The organism is Nitrosomonas sp. ANs5 (assembly GCF_050584665.1).
Classification (GTDB): Bacteria; Pseudomonadota; Gammaproteobacteria; order Burkholderiales; family Nitrosomonadaceae; genus Nitrosomonas.
The window spans coordinates 25197-47155 of record NZ_JBEUDO010000023.1 but is presented as its reverse complement, the minus strand read 5'-3'; the positions used below and the strand labels follow the sequence as shown (position 1 = coordinate 47155).

At 56.1% G+C, this 21959-nt stretch carries 15 protein-coding genes; 8 read left to right on the top strand and 7 right to left on the bottom strand.

Annotation, left to right across the window (positions count from 1 at the left end):
• Nucleotides 1-3010, top strand: a 3010-nt coding sequence (locus tag ABTW62_RS07455; protein WP_430903968.1) for a hypothetical protein, incomplete at its 5' end; no start/stop codon positions are given.
• A 214-nt stretch (nt 3011-3224) separates the two neighbouring features.
• Here the strand turns inward: ABTW62_RS07455 and ABTW62_RS07450 are convergent.
• From ABTW62_RS07450 to ABTW62_RS07430, 5 genes are all read right to left on the bottom strand, one after another.
• A complete protein-coding gene (locus ABTW62_RS07450; RefSeq protein WP_430903967.1) occupies nt 3225-4670 on the bottom strand; it encodes an efflux transporter outer membrane subunit in 1446 nt (481 codons plus the stop codon).
• A 190-nt stretch (nt 4671-4860) separates the two neighbouring features.
• Nucleotides 4861-5571, bottom strand: a complete 711-nt coding sequence (locus ABTW62_RS07445; RefSeq protein WP_430903966.1) for an ABC transporter ATP-binding protein — start codon at nt 5569-5571, stop codon at nt 4861-4863.
• 1 nt (nt 5572) lies between these two features.
• A complete protein-coding gene (locus tag ABTW62_RS07440; protein WP_430903965.1) occupies nt 5573-6775 on the bottom strand; it encodes an ABC transporter permease in 1203 nt (400 codons plus the stop codon).
• A complete protein-coding gene (locus ABTW62_RS07435; RefSeq protein WP_430903964.1) occupies nt 6772-7923 on the bottom strand; it encodes an efflux RND transporter periplasmic adaptor subunit in 1152 nt (383 codons plus the stop codon). Before ABTW62_RS07435 ends, ABTW62_RS07440 begins: the two co-directional genes overlap by 4 nt.
• Complete coding sequence (locus ABTW62_RS07430; protein WP_430903963.1) at nt 7920-8528, bottom strand: TetR/AcrR family transcriptional regulator; 609 nt, start codon at nt 8526-8528, stop codon at nt 7920-7922. The genes ABTW62_RS07435 and ABTW62_RS07430 overlap by 4 nt, the downstream gene beginning before the upstream one ends.
• Nucleotides 8529-8841: 313 nt before the next feature.
• On the opposite strand from ABTW62_RS07430, the gene ABTW62_RS07425 reads away from it, so the two are divergent.
• From ABTW62_RS07425 to ABTW62_RS07405, 5 genes are all read left to right on the top strand, one after another.
• Entirely contained in the window at nt 8842-10350 is a 1509-nt protein-coding gene (locus ABTW62_RS07425) for an alkaline phosphatase PhoX (protein WP_430903962.1), read from the top strand.
• A 440-nt stretch (nt 10351-10790) separates the two neighbouring features.
• Entirely contained in the window at nt 10791-11537 is a 747-nt protein-coding gene (locus tag ABTW62_RS07420; protein ID WP_430903961.1) for an ABC transporter ATP-binding protein, read from the top strand.
• A 28-nt stretch (nt 11538-11565) separates the two neighbouring features.
• Complete coding sequence (locus ABTW62_RS07415; protein WP_430903960.1) at nt 11566-13683, top strand: FtsX-like permease family protein; 2118 nt, start codon at nt 11566-11568, stop codon at nt 13681-13683.
• A 370-nt stretch (nt 13684-14053) separates the two neighbouring features.
• On the top strand, nt 14054-15541 hold the full coding sequence (locus ABTW62_RS07410; protein ID WP_430903959.1) for a potassium/proton antiporter: 1488 nt from the start codon (nt 14054-14056) through the stop codon (nt 15539-15541).
• Between the two features lie 95 nt (nt 15542-15636).
• Nucleotides 15637-17211 carry a porin gene (locus tag ABTW62_RS07405; RefSeq protein WP_430903958.1) on the top strand — a complete coding sequence of 525 codons (1575 nt, stop codon included), beginning with the start codon at nt 15637-15639 and terminating at the stop codon, nt 17209-17211.
• Between the two features lies 1 nt (nt 17212).
• On the opposite strand, the gene ABTW62_RS07400 is transcribed toward ABTW62_RS07405, so the two are convergent.
• Nucleotides 17213-18721, bottom strand: a complete 1509-nt coding sequence (locus ABTW62_RS07400) for a protein adenylyltransferase SelO (RefSeq protein WP_430903957.1) — start codon at nt 18719-18721, stop codon at nt 17213-17215.
• A 179-nt stretch (nt 18722-18900) separates the two neighbouring features.
• On the opposite strand from ABTW62_RS07400, the gene ABTW62_RS07395 reads away from it, so the two are divergent.
• Nucleotides 18901-19188, top strand: a complete 288-nt coding sequence (locus ABTW62_RS07395) for a PepSY domain-containing protein (RefSeq protein ID WP_430903956.1) — start codon at nt 18901-18903, stop codon at nt 19186-19188.
• 400 nt (nt 19189-19588) lie between these two features.
• Here the strand turns inward: ABTW62_RS07395 and ABTW62_RS07390 are convergent, their stop codons facing one another.
• Nucleotides 19589-20371 carry a TSUP family transporter gene (locus ABTW62_RS07390; protein ID WP_430903955.1) on the bottom strand — a complete coding sequence of 261 codons (783 nt, stop codon included), beginning with the start codon at nt 20369-20371 and terminating at the stop codon, nt 19589-19591.
• Nucleotides 20372-20728: 357 nt separating this feature from the next.
• Between ABTW62_RS07390 and chrA the strand changes: the two genes are divergently transcribed.
• Nucleotides 20729-21934 carry a chromate efflux transporter gene (gene chrA / locus ABTW62_RS07385; RefSeq protein WP_430903954.1) on the top strand — a complete coding sequence of 402 codons (1206 nt, stop codon included), beginning with the start codon at nt 20729-20731 and terminating at the stop codon, nt 21932-21934.
• Nucleotides 21935-21959: the final 25 nt, after the last annotated feature.

Here is a 21959-nt window from a genome sequence, read left to right as displayed (position 1 = left end):
TTTGGTGTTGACAGCATGGAGAGCAAAAAACGTCACCCCGGTATTATATGACGCAACTCAGTCTCACCGTCTACTTCATCAATCACTTCATGTATGGTCGTCAATCTATCGTGATGGCGTTCGAGGCAAGGAGCGGCTAGTCACTCGCTACGCACGCAGGAATCCAAAGGAAACATCGACGCATGACGATTTCGTTGGCCGCCTGCTCTGGGCGCTGAGCGATCCGGATGGCCTGCCGGCCAGGCGCTTTGCCGACCTGGACCCAGTACCCTCACTGGATTGGCTGGAGCTCTTGAGCAAGGAGCGCTACCGGCACACCGACCTCGGCCGCTTCGGCGTCCCGCCCAAAGCCGTTCATGATGACAAGCTCGCCTTCAGTCTGCTCCGCAGGCCGTCGCCTTATCCGTTGGCGCCGAGAATGAGTATCGTCGATGCTGGCCGCTGGGATGAAGTGATGCAGCAATTGGCGTACTGGCTGATTCGTCATCTCGACGACCCGGCTCTGCTGTTATGGCTGGTCAAAGACTATGGTGAGCTGCACGATAAGTTTGTTCTGTTGCTGGATAACCGGCTAGACTATTTGGCCAAACTCGAACGCGATGGCAACACTGCCAAGCTGGCGCGCATTCGCGCAAGCGCATCCAACGCGATCCCCGGCCCACTGATGCGCACACTGTGGCGGCTGCTGCTCACCGGGCGGGTAAAATCGCGGGTTCCCAATCTCGATCTTTATCGCTGGCGCAGTCACTTACAGCGCGATGGGTTCACCACGACCTTGCGCCTGGAACTACGCGAGCTCCTGGTACCACGCGTATTGCTGCGTGAACCGTTCCGCTGGACAATAGCCGGTAATGAAAACGCCCAACCAGAGCGAATCAAGGACCTTGTTGAATGGGAAATCGTGCTGTTCGCCAATCATGTTCGTTCCGGTTTGCGCGATCTGTCCAAGGATAAGCACTGGAATACCGCCCTGCCCGAGCTGCTGTTCGATTTCAGTATGCTATTGCGTGACGCGTTCGATCTCATGCGCGAGCTCGGCGGAGCAGTGGATAAGCATGATTTGTCTTACACCTACCGGCCCTCGATCAGCGAACATCCGCAAAACGCGGACCGCCACGACTGGACAGTATTGATCGATCTGACCCTGGATGCGTGGATCGCCACTGCGGCGCAATCGCCGGCGCGGGCAGCGCTCGTGGCAGAATCCTGGTGGCACACGCCTTATCCGCTGTTCCGTCGCCTCGCGTTCTTCGCGGCGGCACAGGACAACGTGATTTCCCATCGCCAAGCACTCGACTGGCTGCTGGCGGACGATCATTGGTGGCTTTGGTCGGTGGAAACCCAACGGGAAGCCATGCGCTTGCTGGTTGCCCTGGCACCACAACTCGATGGAGCAATGCTGGCAGAACTAGAGCAAGCCATCCTTGCCGGACCACCCCGCGCCATGTTCAAGGCTGATATCGCCCCCGAACGCTGGTCCCAGATTGTGGATCACAAGGTTTGGCTACGGCTGGCAAAGATCGTTGAGACCGGAGCGGTGTTGAGTGCGGCCGGTAAAGAACAGCTGGGGGCACTTTCGGCCCAGTATCCGGAGTCGAAGCCGGCAGTGGATCAGCGCGATGAGTTTCCACTCTGGAGGGAAGATGGCAGTGAATTACAACAATTCAATGCCACACCACACCGCCGCAGAGATTTGATCGAATGGCTCAGACAGCATCCCTCTACAGATCATTTTAAGGAAAATGATGATTGGCAGCAGCGCTGCCGCGACCACTTCGCCACCACCGCATGTGCCTTGTGCGGATTGGCCCGCGAAGGTTTTTGGCCGACTGCTCGCTGGCAAGAGGCCCTGCAGGCTTGGTCCGAGAAAAAACTCCTCAAGCGTTCCTGGCGCTACCTGGCGCCAATTCTGAACCATGCCCCTGACGAGCTGCTGCAGTCCCATGGTATCAGCTGGTGGCTGCATGCCGTGGCCAAGGTTCTCGAAACTCACGAAACGATACTCTTTGCGCTTAGCAAACGAATTCTGGAATTTGATTATGAGATAGATACCGATGCCGGGGAGCCCGTTATGCGCGCCATCAATCACCAGACAGGACTTGTAACGGAAGCGCTGCTGCACTGGTGGTTCCGGAAAACCCCGGAGGATGAGCAAGGTCTGCCAGATCAACTCAGACCCATCTTCACCACACTTTGCGATACGAAAGTCGATAAGTTCCGGCATGGCCGCGTCCTGCTGGCAATGCATGTCATCGCATTGTTCCGTGTAGACCGAGACTGGACAATGCAATACCTGTTGCCGCTTTTCGACTGGCAGCACTCCAAAGAAGAAGCGCGCGCAGCCTGGTCCGGCTTCCTCTCGGCGCTGCGTCTCTATCGCCCCCTGATGGAAGTGCTCAAACCCCAATTTCTCGACACTGCGCGACACTACGCAGCGCTGGACAAATATGCAGGACAATACGCATCACTGCTGACATTCGCCGCCCTCGACCCTGGCGACACGTTCACCGTTGCCGAACTGGCCGATACCACCCGTGCACTACCTCCGGATGGGCTGCACGAGGCAGCTCGAGCACTGGTTCGAACGCTTGAAAGCGCAGGAGAACAACGCGCCGACTACTGGACAAACCGTGTAGTTCCTTATCTCAACCACATTTGGCCCAAGTCACGCCAGCATGCCTCAGCGGCTATCTCGGATGCTCTGGGGCGCTTGTGCATTGCGGCAAAAGATGCTTTCCCGGAGGCAATGCTGCTGCTTCATCCCTGGCTGCAACCACCTGAATATCCCGACTTCCTTACACACGAATTCAACCAGGCTGGCCTTTGCAGTAAATTCCCAAAACAAGCACTTGATTTTTTGAATCTGGTAATAGGCGAACTTACCCAGTGGCCGCCCGGCGATCTTTCGGCTTGTCTAAAAGCTATCCGAAATGAAATGCCGGCACTCGAGTCAGATGATCGATTTATCCGGCTCTCTAACTATTTGCGCAAACAAGGAATCGATATCTAATTGGTGCCGTTAACCAGGATCCGTTGATATTCGGTGATACATTGGTACTCAGCAGGTTAAGCGAAGCCCAGAATGATCCAACGTCAGTTTTATGGTGCGCAAGCGGCGCGGCAACCCAGAGATACCATGACGACGGAATTCTTACCGATTACACGAGCAAACTGGCTACGATCGGTAAATTTCAACCACTCTTTTCAGGATTCCTGTGACATAGTCAGTGAATGAAATTAGCCTCATCGCCGTCTGATCCCACACCTATCGCCTGATACAGGGCAATACTATCGAGAAGGCGTTGGGCTTGTGCGGCGATCAAGTTGATTTTGTTCTGTTGCATCTGTTGCATAGCAACAAGCAGTTGCAAATAGCTGGCAGCACCAAGCATATATTGTCTGCGCATCGATTCCATGGATTCCTGCGCGGCAGCATCGGCGGCTGCCAGCGCTACCAATTGCTGGGCGTCATACTGCAACGCGCGCAGAATATCGGCTACATTGCGCAGGGATTCGAGCACAACGTTTTGGTAATTAGCTGCAGCCGCATCGAATGCAGCCAAGGCTGCACGCTTTTCTGCCGACAAGCCAGGGTTGAAGAGAGGTTGAGTCAGTTGCCCAAGGAAATTCCAGATTAACGTGCCAGGGCCGAATAGAGCGGCTGTGGTCAATGCCTGTGAGCCGAGGTTAGCACTCAAGTTGATTTGTGGATAGAATTTAGCAATCGCCACGCCATATTCGGCATTGGCCGCTTGCAATAATGCTTCCGCCGCCTGTATATCGGGACGCTGGCGAACTAGCCCGGAAGGAACGACCCGCGGTAATTCGCTCGGCAAAGTAAAATCTGCCAATGTGAATTGGGGCATTTCCTCCGCCCCAGGCACCCGGCCAGCCAGCACCGCGAGCAAGTGTCGACTCTGCTCAAGTTGCAGGCGCAGCGGTAGCAAAGCAGCGCGCGTTTGTTCAACTTGGGTTCGTAACGCCAGCACTTCGTCTAATGAAGCTGCCCCCAACGCCTTCCGCTTTTGCTCGAGCTTGAGCCGCTCCATTTCAACTTGCAATATCGTCTCCATCGCCTCGACTTGAGCAGCCAACTTGGCCTGGGTAACGGCAGTGGTGATGAGATTGGCCACTAGCGCCAGTTGTGCGCCATGCAGCTGATAGCGTTGATAATCGATACGGGCTGCCAGGGCCGTCAGTGCATGCCGGTTCGCACCGGCTAAATCGAGCTGGTAATGCACACCGATGCCAGCGTTAAACAGGCTGAATTCCCGTGCATCCTCGGGTAGACCCAATGAACCAGGATTAAAACGCTGGCGCTGCCCACTCAAGCTTGCATCGATTTGAGGATAGCGCGCCAATCCCGCCCGCGCCGCATAAACCTCTTGCGCCTGCCGCAAAGTAGCTTGCGCAGAAAGCAGGGTTGGATTGGCTACCATAGCCTGTTCGATAAGTGCGTCTAGTTTGGGTGAACCGAAGCCATGCCACCACTGCGCGCGCACGCTCATGCTTTCGCTGAAACGCTGGGCCTCTCCAAGGAAAATCGGTGCGGAAGCGGTTTGCATCGGAAAACTGGTCGCCGTGTAATGTGCAGTATCGGGTGTGGCAGGACGTTTGAAATCGGGCCCGACAGCACAGCCAGCCAGTAATCCAACAAGAAGCAGTGTCATGAATACACGAACGAATGGGCTATCGCTACGCCTGCGATCGATGATGCAACTACTTGTCATACTCAGAGAATACGCACATGCTGAGCTTATATTCTGACTGTTGTTTCCTACAATAGCTTGAGTGGCTGGTGTGCCGTAAGGTTTCTCAGCGAAATGCCGGTTCTTCATCGAAAGCTCCTTGATTATCCACTCAATCGAATTCCCGGCCTTCGCCAATTTCTTCGTGAGTTATTCCGTCACGAATATGGTAGATACGCTTGAAAGTGGGGATAATTTTCTCGTCATGGGTGACGACAATAATGGCGGTCTCGAACTGACGCGCCATATCATTCAGAATCCGCACGACTGCCAAGGCACGTTCGCTGTCGAGCGGCGCTGTTGGCTCGTCAGCCAGAATCACTGGTGGACGATTGATCAGACCGCGGGCAATGGCCACGCGTTGCTGTTCCCCACCCGAGAGTTCTGATGGCATTGCCTGGGCCCGGTGTTGAATATCGAGCGCCTGCAGCAATGCCATTGCTTTTGTGCGCGCCACATCATTGGGTACGCCGGCCAGCATCGGCAGCAGGGCAACGTTATCGGTAACATCGAGAAACGGAATCAAGTAAGGCGCCTGAAACACGAACCCGATCCTGTCACGGCGCAGTGCGCGCAGATCCTTGATTTTCCAGCCGTTGTCATAGATTACCTCATTGCCCAGAATCATGCGTCCGGCAGTGGGCTCAATCACTGCACCCAGACACTTGAGCAGGGTGCTCTTGCCCGAACCCGAAGGTCCAATCAAGCCCACCACCTCGCCCGGTGCGACCCGCATGTCGACTTGCTTGAGTGCATCGACCGCTGTCTCACCCTTGCCGTAGCGCTTGTGCAAACCTTCGATACGGATGCCGTTACCCTCCATCTCAACCTCCTATGGCTTCGGCGGGATCGACCTTGAGCGCGGCGTGGATAGCAATAATGCTGGCAAGCACACAGATGATCATGAGTACTATAAAACCGCTGAACGCATCTCGCAGTTCGAGCAGCACATATTTTGGAAAGATTAACGCCCAGAAAGTAGCAGAGATCTTGCCCACCACGAAGCCGATGACACCCAATCCCAGCGCCTCTTGCATAATCATGCCGGCGATGGTGCGATTCTTGGTGCCGATGAGCTTGAGCACTGCAATTTCGCGGATTTTCCCCAAGGTCAGGGTATAGATGATGAACGCAACGATCGCTGCGCTGACAACTGCGAGAATCACCAGAAACATACCGATCTGCTGAGCAGAGGTGGCGATCAGCTTACCGATAAGAATATCTTCCATTTGCGACCTGGTATAGGCAGTCAAGCGTTTCCAGCGTTGGATCACTTCGGCGACTTCATCTGGAGCATAACCAGGCTTGAGTCTTATCAGTACGGCATTGACATAAGGATTGCTGCTTTGCGAAGTGATTACCGTATCCAACAGGTCGGGTATGGCTGGGCGGTTAAAGGCTGGATTTTCAGCAATGCGGCGACGATTCTGCAGAATAGCATCGTTATCCTTGAGAAACTGTGCCTCCTGCGCATCCTTGAGGGGAATGAATACCATCGGATCACCACTGGAAGATACCATCCGCCGGGTTAATCCCACCACGGTATAGTCATTGCGACGAATCTGGATGCGATCGTCCAACTTGAAACCTGTAGCCATATCAGCTACCGCTTCGTAGTGGCTACGGGTGATCTGGCGTCCAGCCACAAGATAGGGTGGCCACCCGGGTCTGCCCGCGCCACCAGGCGCAATACCGACTACCATTGCTCGAACATCGTTCTCGCCTTGACGAATTTGCATGGTCAAATAAGTGACATTGGCAGCCTGCGCGACACCCGGCAGGGCAAGAATGCCGCGATAGCTGTCATCGTAAAGGCTGGAAGGTTCCGCATAGGGTCCAAGTGTATTCTTTTGCACTACCCACAGATCGGCGCCGCTGTTGTCCAGCAACACTTTGCCATCGTCCACCATGCCTCGATAAACGCCGGCCATGGTCAAGGTCACACCAATCAGCAGCCCAAGACCTATACCGGTGAAAATGAATTTACCCCAGGCGTGCAGAATATCGCGTCCGGCGAGACTGATCATTGTGCCAATCCAGGAATATGTTCGACCAAGCGGAAGCGGCTATATGCATGCAATGCCTGCTCACTGTATACCACCACCTGGTCACCTGCCTTAAGCCCGACAAGAACTTGCACCTGGCCAGAGAGGTCGGCAGCCCCTAGCCTGACAGGGGTAAAGCGCAGCGCCCCAGCTTCGATTCGCCAAACCCCTATCCTGCCATCATGATGATGGATAGCGGCATTGGGAATCACTGGAGCAAGAGGAAGAGCGGGCAAATCAATCGTAACTTCGGCCAATTCGCCCACCGGCGGCAATAACAAAGGCTGAGAATCAAAAACCACTTTGGCAAGCATCTCCTCTGTCACCGCATCGGCCCGTGGTTCTACCCGGAAAACATGTCCGGTCAACGATTGGCCGCGCCGAGAGCGTAAGGCGATGTGCGCCGGCAGGCCAGCCGTGAGGCCTGAAGCACTGATCTGATCGAAGCGTGTATGGATCCATAAGCTCTTTGGATCGATTATTTCCAGTACAGCCCGCCCTGCTGCCACCGTCGTGCCGGGATCGGCGTCACGCACTGCCACCAAGCCCTCGGCCGGTGCAATGAAACGTAGATTTTCCCGTTGCACAACCGTTGCCGCAAGGTCAGCCTGGGCCCGGCTGAGATCTTCCTGTGCAGCCGACAACGCCGCATTGGCAATCTGTAATTCCTGCCGTTTGGTGGAAGCAATTTCCTCACTGGTCGAGCGAGCCGCCAGCAATTGCTCATAGCGATGCGCCTGGGTCTGTGCGTAGGCCTGCCGGGCCCTGGCCTCTCGCAATATCGCCTGCGCCTGCTTAAGCGTTGCTTCCCGCGAGCGAATACGCGCTTCAAAATCAACTGGATCCATCTCACCGAGCACTTGCCCGGCCGTCACCCGGTCGCCGACATGCACCGCCAGACTTTGGATACGGCCAGTAGTAATAGGGCCGATTTTATAGGTGTAGCGCGCCTCGATGGTGCCGATGCCAAAAAGAACCGGATGTATCGATCGTGCCTTGACTGTTTCAACAGTCACCGATACCGGCGCCAATGGGCCAGAACTTAGAGCGACATATACGAATAGGGCAAACAATGGAATGATTGCCACAAGTACTGCCAAGGTACGCCGTTGCAATGGCTGCCGCTTCATGGCCGGTAACCGATACCACATTGGTAAATCGAGAAAACCCTGGGCGCAATATGGCGCATTTGGTGTACATCACCCGCCAACAGTGACTGCATGACCAAACCCTGGATGCTTCCGATAAACAAGGTGACTGCCGCTTCAGTATCCAGGGTGGCAGACAATTCACCACAAGCCTTGCCCTGCTCAATGAGTACATGCAAGCGCTCACCATAACGTTGAATCAGCGTTTGCACCATCCGTTTGGCAGGAGTCGGCTCTGCACGTTGCAATTCACTTAACATCATCCTGGGTACGCCTGGATGTGCGACGACAAACTCGACATGACTCATAAACATGGCCTCCATTGCCGCCAATGGCGAATCAATTCCAGCCGAAGCCTGATCGATACGTGTCAGCAGACGTTCTGCCACCCATGCCATAACCGCCTGCCAAATGGCATCCTTGGTCGGGAAATGACGAAACAAGGCACCCTGGGTCAATTTCATATGCTTGGCGATAGCCGAGGTTGTAATTTCACTCGGATTTTGCAAAGCGGCAAGTTCAACCACGGCTTCGACGGTTACGGCCCGACGCTCGTCGGCGGAAAGATGCTTAGTGTGAATGTCCAAAACAACACCCCCAAAGATAGTAATTAATTACTATCTTATCATGTAAAATAACAACTGCAAGCAGATTTTCTGTTTGGTATTTGATAGCGATACAGACCTTTGACCTGATCATGCCCATCATCCAACCTTCATGCAACCGTCATTAACACGTCATCTTGCCCGCTTAACCTTCGAGCCTGATCCAGTTGCGACGAACAGGCATTGCCGTTCAATTCGCGTGTCTGGGCCAAGCGTGCGCCGCCATTTCAGGCTGGCCACATTGCTTTGTGATCCTCAATTCAGGATATCCAACGAAACCAACAGGAGCATACATATGACTGCTTTGAATCGACGCAAATTCCTGGCAATGCTTTCCGCCGCGACAGCGGGCACCGCCGTAGCGCCATTAGGTAATCTTTACGCAAGAAGTCATCCGCAGGGCATTTTTAACAAGCCAACACCGGGCCTGTGCATCGCCAATGGCATAAGCCAGGGCTTCGGGCCGATCGTCCCAAAACTGCCACTCAATGCCGCCGAATTGACCGATACAGTGGCAGGCGATTTGAGTCAGGCGCACTTGCTGGAGCTACCACAAAATTTTTCTTACACAGCACTTTCAATTACCGGCCAGACAATGGGTGATAGCTCGATTGTGCCAGGCGATCCTGATGGCATGGCCTGTTTTATGGGCCAGAATGGTAATTATGTGCTGGTGCGCAACCATGAGCTCAGTCGGGCTGAAAACAAATTCGGCAATCGTATCGGCTGTCAGCCACCCAACGGGAAAGTCTACGATCCGTTCAATTTGCCGGATGGTCAGGGAGCTGGCGGCACCAGCACGCTGATCATCAATCGCCAGGGCGAATTGGTCATGGACTACATTTCGCTAGGTGGCACCATCAGAAACTGCGCTGGAGGTCCGACGCCATGGGGTTCCTGGATCAGCTGCGAGGAAGATGTGTCAACTTTGTCGACTGCTGCCAATACCAAAATGCATGGCTACAATTTCGAAGTTCCCGCCATGCTCGGGCAAGCGGTCGATCCGATACCGTTGATCGATATGGGACGTTTCAACCATGAAGCAGTCGCCTGCGACCCTAGAACCGGCTATATCTATCAAACCGAGGATCGTGGCGACAGCCTGTTTTACCGCTTTGTCCCACATGTCAGACAGCCCCGCCATTTCGGCGACTTGCAACAGGGCGGTGAGCTCTATGCCATGGTAATCGATGCGCAGACCAACGCAGTTTGCGACGGATCGTCTCTGCCAGTGCTGAACGCTCATGACAGTGTCGATACCCGCCGCAACGTACAATCCTTCCTCGGCCAGCCCCTGCCTGTCAAATGGGTCAAGCTGGAGGATGTCAATCCGGCTGCCGATACCCTGCGCTTCGAGGGTCAAGCCAAAGGCGCTGCGATATTCGCGCGCGGCGAAGGAATGTGGTTCAGCAACAGCGATGGACTGGTTTATTTTGTCGCCACCAGTGGCGGCGACATCGGTCGCGGCCAGGTATGGGCTTACAATCCCAAGCAGGAAACCGTCACATTGCTGGTTGAATCGACGGATCGGGGCGTGCTGGATAATCCGGACAATATTACCGTCGGCCCAGATGGGGCACTCTACCTGTGTGAAGACGGCGGTGGCGAGCAATTCGTGGTTGGCGTCGACGAACAGGGCAATCTGTTCCCCTTCGCGAGAAACAACTACAACACCAGCGAGTTTGCAGGGGCCTGCTTCTCGCCCGACGGCCGCTTTATGTTTGTCAATGTCATGTCGTTCGGCGCAACCTTCGCCATCTTCCGCAATGATCATCGCCCCATCAAGCTTAACGCTCAGGCTTGATCACGCCTGGTAGCATCGCATCAAATGACTCTCTGCCTCTAAACTATTATCAGTGTCAGCACAGTGCATAAAATGCTTCCTGCTGAAAATTGAATAGCGGCATCAGCAACAATCCCCGGTGCAATGCCGGGGATTGTTGCATCAATCAATCGACCTTGATTGCACCAGCCCGATTGATTCAGTCCCACACTGCCTTACTGCACGCTACCGTTCAACACCTGCCCGCCGAAATCGCTCGAAAACAGGGTACACGACGAAGCAAGGCGCCATCGCGTTTGACAACTCATTCAACCTTAAGTACTTTCCCATGATGTAAGGCTTATATTGTGCTCACATGTCACGGGCCTTGTGGGCATCACGGTTTTTTCGGAATCATCTGGTTGCCGCAGGCACTGTGCATCTTTGCCTGCTGCCTGAACTTACTTCCTATCATATTACCCATGAACACAGCCTTGTTACATGTCGATGCTTTGGTCAAGGGTTATCGCCTGGGCCGGCAATCGATTGAAGTTTTGCGCGGCTTGACCTTGCATGTGGCGCAAGGCGAGATGGTCGCGATCATGGGGCCGAGTGGGTCGGGCAAAACCACCTTGCTCAATTGCCTGTGCGGGATCGATACGCCGCAAAGCGGGACGGTGACGGTCACTGGCGATATGATTGATTATCGTGACGAGCGTGCATGCACCCTTTTGCGAAGAAAACGGATCGGCCAGGTATTCCAGTTTTTCAATCTTATTCCGACGCTGACCGTGGCCGAGAATGTCGGCTTGCCGCTCTTGATCGACCGTGACATGCGCCATAGGGACGGCAAAAGAGTGCGTGAAATGCTCGCCCTGGTGGGGATGACCGAGCGCCGGGATCACCTACCGTTTCAACTCTCCGGGGGAGAAATGCAGCTGGTATCGATCGCACGCGCCTTGGTGCATGGACCGGACCTGCTGCTCGCCGACGAACCCACCGGCAACGTCAACCCGCAGGTGGGCCGCTCGATCATGCGCATTCTGCGTGACACCACACGCCGTCAGGGTAGCGGGGTGTTGATGGTGACGCACAGTCCGGAGCATGCAGCCTGGGCAGACCGGGTATGTTTTCTGAAGGATGGGATCATTGCGTCTGAACTGGTGCACAAGGGGCAGGCGGATGCTCCGGCTCCGATTCACGCACGCCTGCTGGCTTTGGGGATATGAGAACAAATAAACAGTACTGCAGAGTTATATGATGAACGGACGCCTGGCTGTTTATCTGGCCTTGCGCAGCCTGCGCCGCCACCCCACGGTAGCAGCCGCGACAGTGCTCGGCATTGCCCTGGCGATGCTGGTCATCGCGACCATTCTGATCGTGGATGCAAACAGCAGCGAGTCCCCCCTACCTAGGATGCAGACCCTGGATCTCGGCTCGCTTGCGCCCGACCCGGCAACCGGCGAAGAACGCCAGCTACAGGTCTGGATTGAACGTGCCAACGAGGCGCCGCGAGTGGCACGAAGCCTTGTGCCAACCCAGCAAGGCGCTGCGCGCGAGGGGTTGTCAGTGGCAGCGCCTCCCCCGCCGCGCGGAGAAGCGGACTATCAGGCCATGCGCCTGGCGGTGCGCTTGTCGGCTGTACTGGCTTTTGCGGTCGGCGCAGTGATCGTTTTCTACACCATGCGCTTCTCGGTGGCCTCCCGCGCGCGCGAACTGAGCCTTCTGCGGTGCCTGGGAGAGGAGCGGCACAACGTGGCCGGATCGCTCATAATAGAAGTGCTGATAATGGGCGTCATCGGCACTGCGCTGGGGCTGGCGCTGGCCTTGCCGGCTGCGCTCAGTTTGCTGGGCGCGGGGATATCCACCACCGGCCGCACGCCCTCGGCCGAGCTCGTGATTCCCTGGCTGGAGCTATTTGCCATGGGCAGTCTGGGGGTGCTGATTGCCTTGCTTGGCGTAATCGGACCGGTACGCTGGTTCTGGCGTTTGCCGGTGGTCGATATCCTGCAGCCGCGCTTTCTGGCGGAAACAGCACTGCATCAGCGCCAGCCGGCAGGGCTTGCGTGGTTGCTGCCCGCCGTGCTGGGCGCAAGCTGGCTGGCCTTGCGCCCTTTCGTACAATCCTGGCTGTCAGTGGTGCAGTTCTTCCTGGTCGAAGCCGTGGTCGTGGTCGGGGTGGCGATGCTCGCACTGTGGTGGGTGCGGCCTTTGTTGCGCGGCGCGATCCGCCTGGTTGAGGCTGGTCTGCGCATCGTGTTGCCTCTGGATGCGCAGCTGGTGGGTAAACGCATGGCCTTGACCAGTCATAAGCTGGTGTTCACGGTCGCCGCGGTAACCCTTGTGTTTGCGCTGCTCACCGCCTTGCATGACATCACCCGCGCCCTTAAACATGAGATCCACGCGTGGGCTGAAGCAGCGCTGTATCCGAATGTATTCTTGAAACGGGTGCCGAGTGCAATACCGGACCCGCAAACCTTTGCGCGCGCATTGGCCCAGCACGAGCTGCTGGCGCTGCGCCTGTCGCACAAGACGGGGGGAGAATTGCCGGTACGCCTGGTCGCGGCAACGGATATCAATCCCAACCGTCACGCCCAGGGCAAACTGCCACTGTTGCCCGGCGGGGTGATCTTGTCACGGACCCTGGCCGCGCGTTTCGATGTAACTGCCGGGGATCGACTGGTGGTGGACACCGGCGCGGCACAACATCGTTTCAAGGTCATCGAGGTCACCGATGAGGTAGGCTACTACGCTTATGACGGGCAGTATGCGGACATTAAGTCCTATGCCCTGTTCTCGGATGGCAATCCACTGTTTGCGGACAATCTGGAACCTACTCTGGGTGACTATCTGGTGGTGCGCAAACGCGATGGCAGCTGGGTGTCTGACGACGCATTGCAAGCCCTGTATCCCTATGTGCTGGATCGGCGCGGTGCGTTCCAGGCCTATTGGCAAATTCGCGAAATTGACCGTGATTTTCTGATTTTCGACTTCGTGCTTGTGATGACGGTACTGCTGGCAACCATCGGCGTGACCAACACCATGCTGATTCAGGTCCATGCCCGTGAACGTGAATTCGCCGTGCTGCGCACGCTGGGTATCTCGCGTGTGCAGATCGTACGCCTGCTGCTGGTTGAAGGGGCCGTGATCGGCACGGTCAGCGCCTTGCTTGCCCTGGTGCTGGGGCATACAGTCGGCGCAGTCAGCGTGGCTTTTCTGGATCGGTTTACACTGTTTGCGTACACGCTGGTTCTCTCTCCCATTGCTTCACTGGCGATCAGCGGCCTGGCTCTGCTGGCCTGCACGCTGGCCGCGTTGTATCCGGCCCTGGTTGCCAACCGGGTGTCTTCGGCTGAATCGTTGCATTACGAATAGGGGTCGACGGCAATTCTGGCTAACGCGCTATACTGGAGCGGCGCCAAATTCATTCAGACTGTTTGGCCGCAACAGCCACTGCTTTGCAATGGATGGAACTGTTTTGCCATTACCGAACGCTGGATGCATGGGGGTAAATACCCAGGTTGGCAGTCATCGCCGCTGACACGGCATAAGACACACTGCAATAATGTCGCATAATAATGCCCAGGCTCGGATAGAATTTATCCGGGACCGGATATGATGCGATATACCGGACCGGACCGGACCCGACCCAATCCCGGATCAATCCTTACCGAAATATCTCTGAGCAAGCCTTTCGTGCCGGAACAGCTTGCCTTTCCCCTCATTTTAACTGACAAGGAGGACCATGCTCTCGCTGGATTTTCTCGCTTTACCCCTGATGGCCGCTGCCACCCTGGTTTTTGTCGCAATATTGGGCGGCATCATTTCGTCCCGGATCGGGTTTCCGTTTCTGCTGGTTTTTTTACTGGTGGGCACCCTGGCAGGTGCCGACGGCCCCGGTGGTATCGTTTTTGATGATTTCAGCCTGAGCTTCTGGGTGGGCAACATCGCGCTGGCAGTCATTCTGCTCGACGGCGGCTTACGCACCGAATTTTCCACTTTCCGTACCGGCCTCAAACCGTCACTGGTGCTCGCAACACTGGGTGTGATTCTGTCTGCCGGCTTTACTGCCGTGGCAGGCGTCTGGCTATTTGCGCTCGACTGGCCACTGGCCTTGCTGATGGGGGCCATCGTCGGATCGACCGACGCCGCCGTGGTGTTTTCTTTGCTGAAGTCGTCCGGATTGCGGCTCAATGAGCGGGTCGCGGCCACGCTCGAAATCGAGTCCGGCATGAACGATCCGATGGCGGTATTTTTAACCCTCACTTTTATCAGTCTGACTTTGACCATGCTCGACACTGGCACAGCGCCGGACTGGCTGGAAACACTCAGCTATTTCGCGACCCAGTTCGTGGTTGGCGGTCTGCTGGGCGCCGGTGCGGGCTACGCCATCGCGGCGCTGATGAACAGTCTGCGCAGCCTGCTTGACAGCGGTTCCGGAATCCTGGCGCTCATGCTGATGTCGGCCGGCATTGGGGTGTTTGGCCTGGCCACCTGGCTGGGCGGCTCGGGCTTTCTGGCCGTCTACATTTTTGGTGTAATCGTCGGCAACCAGGGCCGGAAAGCGGTCCGGCAAGCACTCTCGGCCATGGATGGTTTCGCTTGGCTGGCACAGGCCAGCATGTTCCTGATTCTCGGCTTGCTGGTCACGCCGAATGAAATTGTGGCTAACCTGATACCCGCGCTCGGCATCGCCTTGTTCCTGATGCTGGTCGCACGCCCGCTGTCCGTCTGGCTGTGTCTGCTGCCCTTTCACTTTACCGCCAAGGAAATCGCCTTTATTGCCTGGGTTGGCCTGCGAGGAGCCGTGCCGATTGTGCTTGCCATCTTCCCCTTGATGGCAGGCGTTAAAGGTGCGGAAACGCTCTTCAATGCCGCGTTTGTAGTAGTGGTCGCCTCGCTGTTGCTGCAGGGATCATCGCTGGCTTGGCTGGCCCGTCGCATGGACCTGATTCTGCCGGAAAAAGCCGACAGCCAGAACTGGCGGCGGGTGTTCGGCGATTTTGTACTGGATGGGCGCATCACGATGGAGCAAGTGTGCGGTTTCTACGATCTGCCGCTGCCGGAGGGGCAGGAGGGGCCGGATCAGACGCTCGGCCATTGGCTGGCGTCCGAATTGCGGCGGCCACCGATCGTCGGCGACAAGGTAAGTCTGGGCCACGCGGAAATCGTGGTCCGCGAGATCAAGGGCACAGATATCAGCTTGGTCGGTCTCAAGCTGCCTCAACATTGAATCCGGAAACCTCGATGAGTCGTTAACAGAAGAGACTCCTGGCATGAATCAGCAAGCAGATGCAAATCATGCCCCGGATCCCAATGGTGAATCACATGATAAAATCGAAAGCGCGCCGTTGCACAAAGCATGTCTCGACTGCAATAGGGTCGACATCGGCATTGCAGGGCATTATGTTCAGCTTGGCATGCAGCATGCAAATGGCATCCGTCATGGCCGACGATGGCCAGCATGTGGAACTGTATTATGATCCGGGCAGCCGGCAAGTCGTCACCGAGCCCGGCCGCAACAGGATCAGGCTGAATACCTCACCGTCTCTGGAGAGCCTCGAAAGAAAAAAACAAGAGCTGCTGACAATCGAGAATCGGCTGGATGCCAAGCTCAGGGCACTGGATGAAAAATTGCAGCGACTGGAGCAATTGGAACCGGTTGCACCCACTGCCGGTACTGCACCACCGAAAGAAAACTTACCGACTGCTCAGACACAGGAAGCCAAGCCTCTGGCCGCCTCCACGGCCGCCCAACCTGCCAGCAAGTTCCCGGTCTCGGCCAGCTACAGCGACCGGGGACTGATGTTCAGCACCAAGGATGGCAATTTTGCGCTTCGGGTCCAGAACCGGCTGCAGTTTCGCTATGTCAACCCGTTCGATACCGATCCCCGCTCGCTGCAGGATTTGCAACGCGACCAAGGCGCTTTCATGGTTCGCCGCGCACGTTTCCGATTAAACGGACACGCTTTCAGGCCATGGCTCGAGTACTCCATGCAGTATGACTGGAGCCAGCCGGTGCTGCGCGATTTTTATCTGGATATCACCAAATTTCCCTGGGCGCAACTGCGCATCGGCCGCGGCAAAGTCATATGGAATGACGAACGGGTGACTTCCTCTGGTCGGCAGCAATTCTCCAACCGCTCGATCGTCAACGACATCTTCACGGTCGACCGGCAACAAGGCATACAGCTTCTTGGGCGCGTCTTTCCTGGCCGATGGTACGATTTCAGCTATGCTGCGGGAGTGTTCACTGGCCTGGGTGTCGGAGAACGCAGCAATGACGACAACAACATGATGTATGCAGGCAGATTGCAATGGAATTTTCTTGGAGAGGTGCTGGATTTTTCGCAGTCGGATCTCGAGTTTTACGCAAAACCAGCTGCCAGTCTGGCCTTTGCGGCCGCCACCAATCGCAGCAAGTGTACCGCCTTCGAAACTGACAAGACAAGCTGCCGTGCCTTGCCGGGATTTGGCATCGGTCAGGCTGGCCAGTTCCGGATCAACCAGGCCATGCAGGAATTTCGCCTCAAATGGCAGGGATTTTCGCTGCAAAATGAGCTGCACTGGAAACAGGTGATCGATACGCTCAAGACCAGCGATGACCCCGCGAAATCGACCCATCTTTTGGGTGCTTATGTCCAGGCGGGCTACTTCCCGCATTATTTGATCCCAGTCATGCCCAAACAGCTTGAGTTGGCGTTTCGCTACGCGTTTGTCGATCCGGATATCGATCAGCCCAAGAACCGGCAACGGGAAATATCCGCGGCGATCAACTGGTTCTTCAGCGGCCATGCCAACAAACTGACTCTGGATTTCAGTCATTTGTCAGTCGAAGACCCGCTCCTCCTGATCGAACAATCCGAACAAAGGGCCAGGCTGCAATGGGATATCTCGTTCTGAATCAGGTGCCGCAAAAAGTGCGCTGTACGCATTCCTCTGGTTTGGGCGGCAACCGATACTCGCGCCATTGCAGCTGCTCGTCATAAGGCCGGCTGAGTACTTCAAGCAATTCCTCGAATCTTGAAAAATCCTGCTGCTCGATCGCAGCCTGCAACGCCTGTTCAACACGGTGATTGCGCGGGATATAGGCCGGATTGACCTGCCGCATCACTTGCGCGCGCTGCGCGGGACTGATTGCTTCCTGGGCCAGACGGGCTTGCCATTGTGCCAGCCAGGTAACGAAATCAGGCGTATCGGGCAATATTCCCTGCGCACCGAGTTTTTCCACCTTGTCGCACAAGGCCCGGAACGTGTTCGTGTAATCGGCCTGGTGGCGGTGCATGAGTGCCAGCAGTGCGTTGATCAACGCCTGGTCCTGATCCTGGGCTGTGAACAGTCCCAGCTTGCGGCGCATGCCGTCGAGCCAGTGCCATGCATAGCGGTCTGGGTAACGGCCGATAATATCTTGCGCCTTCGCAAGCGCCCGTTCTTGCTCGTCGTCCAGCAGCGGCAACAGACACTCGGCCAGCCGGGCCAGATTCCATTGCGCGATATGCGGCTGATTGCCGAACGCATAGCGGCCGTAGGTGTCGATCGAGCTGAAAACCTTGTCCGGATCGTAACTGTCGATAAATGCGCATGGGCCATAATCGATGGTTTCACCCGAGATCGTCATGTTGTCGGTATTCATGACGCCGTGGATAAAACCGACCTGCATCCAGCGAGCAACCAGTACGGCCTGCGCTTCCAGCACCCTTTCCAGTAAAGCGCTATAGGGATTCAGTGCGGCTTTGATTTCCGGATAGTGACGGTCAATCGCATAATCGGCCAATGTTTTCAGCCCCTCGGTATCGTCGTGCAGCGCAAAATACTGAAAGGTTCCGATCCGAATATGGCTGGCAGCGACGCGCGTCAGAATCGCGCCTGGCAGTACCGTCTCGCGGTAGACCGGCTCGCCGCTGGCGACAATGGCCAGGCTACGCGTGGTGGGGATGCCAAGCGCATGCATCGCATCACTGATGAGGTATTCGCGCATGACCGGCCCGAGTGCGGCGCGGCCATCGCCACGACGCGAGAAAGGTGTTTGTCCGGATCCCTTCAAGTGCAGATCCCAGCGTTTATGATCGGCCCCGATCACCTCGCCCAGCAAGATCGCCCGCCCGTCACCCAGTTGTGGCACCAAATGACCGAACTGGTGACCGGCATAAGCCATTGCGATCGGCTCCGCGCCTGGCGGGAGGAGGTTACCGGAAAAGATTGCCGCTGCAGTCGCGTCGTCAAGCCGGGCGAGATCGAGACCGAGCGTCTCGGCCAACGATCGATTGAGTTTGATCAGGCGTGGATGCTGCACCGGGGTAGGGTGCAGGCGCGCATAGAAGCGATCGGGCAGACGCGCATAGGAATTATCGAACCGGAGCAAAGCGGGCACGGGTTGCGGCGCAACAGGACAAGTTTCAGTATTGTTTTCCATCTGGCAGAATTGTTTTGAACCCATTCCAAGGGATGTGGCTGTCTGGCAATATATTCTAACCCGCTGATGTTGCATGACCATTCCCTATTGCGTAGGATAGATCGCGAATACCAGGATGTTGACGGTATTCGATTTGCTCACCAGCAATTTTGCTCTGCAATCTTAACAGGAGAGTCAAGATGGACACCAAACTACGCCTGCTGGTTTCATTGATCACGGCATTTTTCGTCACAACCAGCTTGGCTGGTCCGTTCGGTGACAAGAAAGTCGAATGGTCTCAAGTACCGGAAAAAGTGCAGCAAACCATCACACAACACGCGCAAGGCGGGACCATTGAAAAAATCGAGCGTGAAACCAAAAAGAAAAAAATCACCGTTTACGAAGCCAAGGTGAGAATGCCTGACGGTAGAAAAATCGAAATCGAAGTTGAAGAAGATGGCACTTTGCTCGAAATCGAGGATGATTAAACACGCCAACCCATCCAATCAGAATGACACCGAACCCACTGGCTGGCAACTAGGAGGCTGTCCGAGAGACTGATCTACTGCGGACGAGCCTGATTGGCTGGATTTTACGATCCTTTTCGTTAAATAGAACGACTATTCGCCTCAAATGATCGAAAAATCCAACTCAACCAGCTTCGCCCTCGCTACGATCGCTATTCTCGGACAGCCTCCTAGTACTCCGTTCCGTCAATTAGCTTACAAATGAAATCGATGGATTCGCCTGCCAGGCTAGGCGCAAACCGCAGTCATAGCCGTAGCTATGGCGAGGCTTTGCAACAACGCATGACAGGCGAAAGCGCGATTTCATGCAAGCGGTTTGGCGGGACGGAGTACTAGTGGGTTCCGCCAGACTGGCTGTTCGTCAGACGATACCGAGCATCAGTCCCGATCCGATCAGAAGCATGGCACCCGCCACCACTTTCCGCACGGTATGCAGCGTAATCTTGTGCAGTATCCGCTTGCCAGCAAACGCCCCGATGAAGGCACAGAGCGAGCCGACGACCACAGGTGCGACCAGTTCACGGGAAACGGCAAAATGACTGGCCATGAAGGCCATGCTGTAGACCATCAAGCGAAAGGCATCGACGATTACGGCTGATACCACCCCGGTAGCGACAAAGGCTTCTTTCGATAAACCAGCCTTAAGCAAAAAAGCCGAGCGCAAAGCCCCCTGGTTACCCGACAGGCCACCGAAAAAACCGGATAGCACCCCGCCCAACGGCAGCCAGCGCGGGGAAAATGCCAGTGCCTGGAAACGCGGCCAAAGCTCCAGCCAGGCGAACACGATGATCAGGGCGCCAATCACGGCTTTGGTAAGGGTGATCTCAAATGTCGCCTCATTCAGCGTATAGCTCATCAGAACCGGCAGCCGATCGATCACACCAAGCAGGCCTGCACCCGCCATGGCTGCCCCTGCGGCCGGAATACTGAAACGCGCCACCACCCGCCAGTCAGCTTGGCTGGCCATCAGGCTGAATTTGAAAAGATTGTTGGCGAAATGCACCACTGCGGTGGCCGCAATCGCCAGCGGAACCGGAAAAAACAACGCAAACACCGGCATCAGAATCGTCCCCAGTCCAAATCCGGAGAAAAACGTCATACCGGAAGTGAGCAATGCTGCAACCCCTATCAAAACAAGTTCCACAAAGCCCCTCGTACAGATTACCGGAAACCGGCATTTGATCGATAATGTCATCGTTTATACTACAAGCTTCTAGGAGGCTGTTTGATAATTTCCGTTCAGGCCCATCTCTTCAACGTTATATCCGTTGCGGCGATACATTGCCACCGGAAAATGCCTGGATGGCCGCAGACGTAGGGCGTACTTGTACACCAGTTTTGTTATGCAGGGTGATTTGCTGGCAGCGGCCAGAGTTTGACGGCGCACAAATGCACCCGACGAGCCACGTCGATGTTATTAATCATAAAACCCACATAAGAACAAATTGTTAGTTTCATGTTTACCCGATTGGATTGCTAAGCACAGCAGCTGAAAACTCGCATGCCCAATACCCATAGAAACGACCATCATCCCTGGTCGGTTTTTCTCATTTTCCTGCGCCTGGGGTTAACCTCCTTCGGCGGACCGGTTGCGCATCTGGGTTATTTCCACAACGAATTCGTGGTGCGCCGAGGCTGGCTCAGCGAGCGCAGCTACGCGGACTTGATCGCCCTTTGCCAGTTCCTGCCGGGGCCTGCAAGCAGCCAGGCGGGTATCGCACTTGGGCTGTCGCGCGCGGGATATGCCGGAGCGTTGGCGGCATGGCTGGGCTTCACGCTGCCCTCGGCGCTCGCCATGATCCTGTTTGCGCAGGGTCTTGCCAGCTATGGCGATGCCATTGCACCTGGGATATTGCATGGACTGAAAGTGGCCGCAGTCGCTGTCATCGCGCAAGCAATCTGGAGCATGGGGCGCAAGCTTTGTCCAGACAGGTCGCGCATCACCATCATGACGATTGCAGCATGTATCGCCCTACTCTCGCCTTCGGTGTGGGGGCAGATCGGGATCATCGTCATGGCTGGCCTGGCAGGTTCGATGCTGCACAAGCCCGCACCCGTCAGCGCACATGATCCCCTACCGATTCCTGTCAATCCGCGTACTGCCTTGGGATGGCTGGCACTGTTCATCATTTTGCTGGCCGGTTTGCCCATCATGGCCCAGCTGGCACCGAGCCAGCCCATGTTCCTGCTGGACGCCTTCTACCGGACCGGCTCGCTGGTATTTGGTGGCGGTCATGTCATCCTGCCATTGCTGCAGGCCGAAGTGATACCCATGGGCTGGATCAGCAATGCCTCGTTTCTGGCCGGCTATGGTGCCGCACAAGCGGTGCCCGGCCCGTTACTGACATTCGCAGCTTTTCTCGGCGCCTCGATGCCCGGAGAATCGGGTGGCTGGCTTGGCGGGACCCTTGCCTTGGTCGCGATTTTCACGCCCTCTTTTCTCCTGGTCACGGGCGCCTTGCCTTTTTGGGAACGGATGCGCCACCAGGCACGCATGCAAGCGATGCTAGCCGGCATCAATGCGGCAGTGGTCGGCCTGCTGCTGGCAGCGCTCTATCAGCCAGTATGGATCCACGCAATATACCAGCCGCAGGACTTCGGGTTGGCACTGGTCGCATTGACGGCGCTCATGTTCTGGAAGCTGCCGCCGTGGCTGGTCGTGCTCGGGAGCAGCGCGGCGGGGTGGCTGCTGGCTACCGTGTCTTGAGGCAGCGATGCCAATCCGCCTGTCG

Coding starts and splice junctions, on each gene's coding strand:
- ABTW62_RS07450 (WP_430903967.1), bottom strand. CDS start 4,670: ATGACACTGCTTCTTGTTGGATTACTGGCTGGCTGTGCTGTCGGGCCC.
- ABTW62_RS07425 (WP_430903962.1), top strand. CDS start 8,842: ATGACTGCTTTGAATCGACGCAAATTCCTGGCAATGCTTTCCGCCGCG.
- ABTW62_RS07405 (WP_430903958.1), top strand. CDS start 15,637: ATGATAAAATCGAAAGCGCGCCGTTGCACAAAGCATGTCTCGACTGCA.
- ABTW62_RS07395 (WP_430903956.1), top strand. CDS start 18,901: ATGGACACCAAACTACGCCTGCTGGTTTCATTGATCACGGCATTTTTC.
- ABTW62_RS07415 (WP_430903960.1), top strand. CDS start 11,566: ATGATGAACGGACGCCTGGCTGTTTATCTGGCCTTGCGCAGCCTGCGC.
- ABTW62_RS07400 (WP_430903957.1), bottom strand. CDS start 18,721: ATGGAAAACAATACTGAAACTTGTCCTGTTGCGCCGCAACCCGTGCCC.
- ABTW62_RS07410 (WP_430903959.1), top strand. CDS start 14,054: ATGCTCTCGCTGGATTTTCTCGCTTTACCCCTGATGGCCGCTGCCACC.
- chrA (WP_430903954.1), top strand. CDS start 20,729: ATGCCCAATACCCATAGAAACGACCATCATCCCTGGTCGGTTTTTCTC.
- ABTW62_RS07420 (WP_430903961.1), top strand. CDS start 10,791: ATGAACACAGCCTTGTTACATGTCGATGCTTTGGTCAAGGGTTATCGC.
- ABTW62_RS07440 (WP_430903965.1), bottom strand. CDS start 6,775: ATGATCAGTCTCGCCGGACGCGATATTCTGCACGCCTGGGGTAAATTC.
- ABTW62_RS07445 (WP_430903966.1), bottom strand. CDS start 5,571: ATGGAGGGTAACGGCATCCGTATCGAAGGTTTGCACAAGCGCTACGGC.
- ABTW62_RS07435 (WP_430903964.1), bottom strand. CDS start 7,923: ATGAAGCGGCAGCCATTGCAACGGCGTACCTTGGCAGTACTTGTGGCA.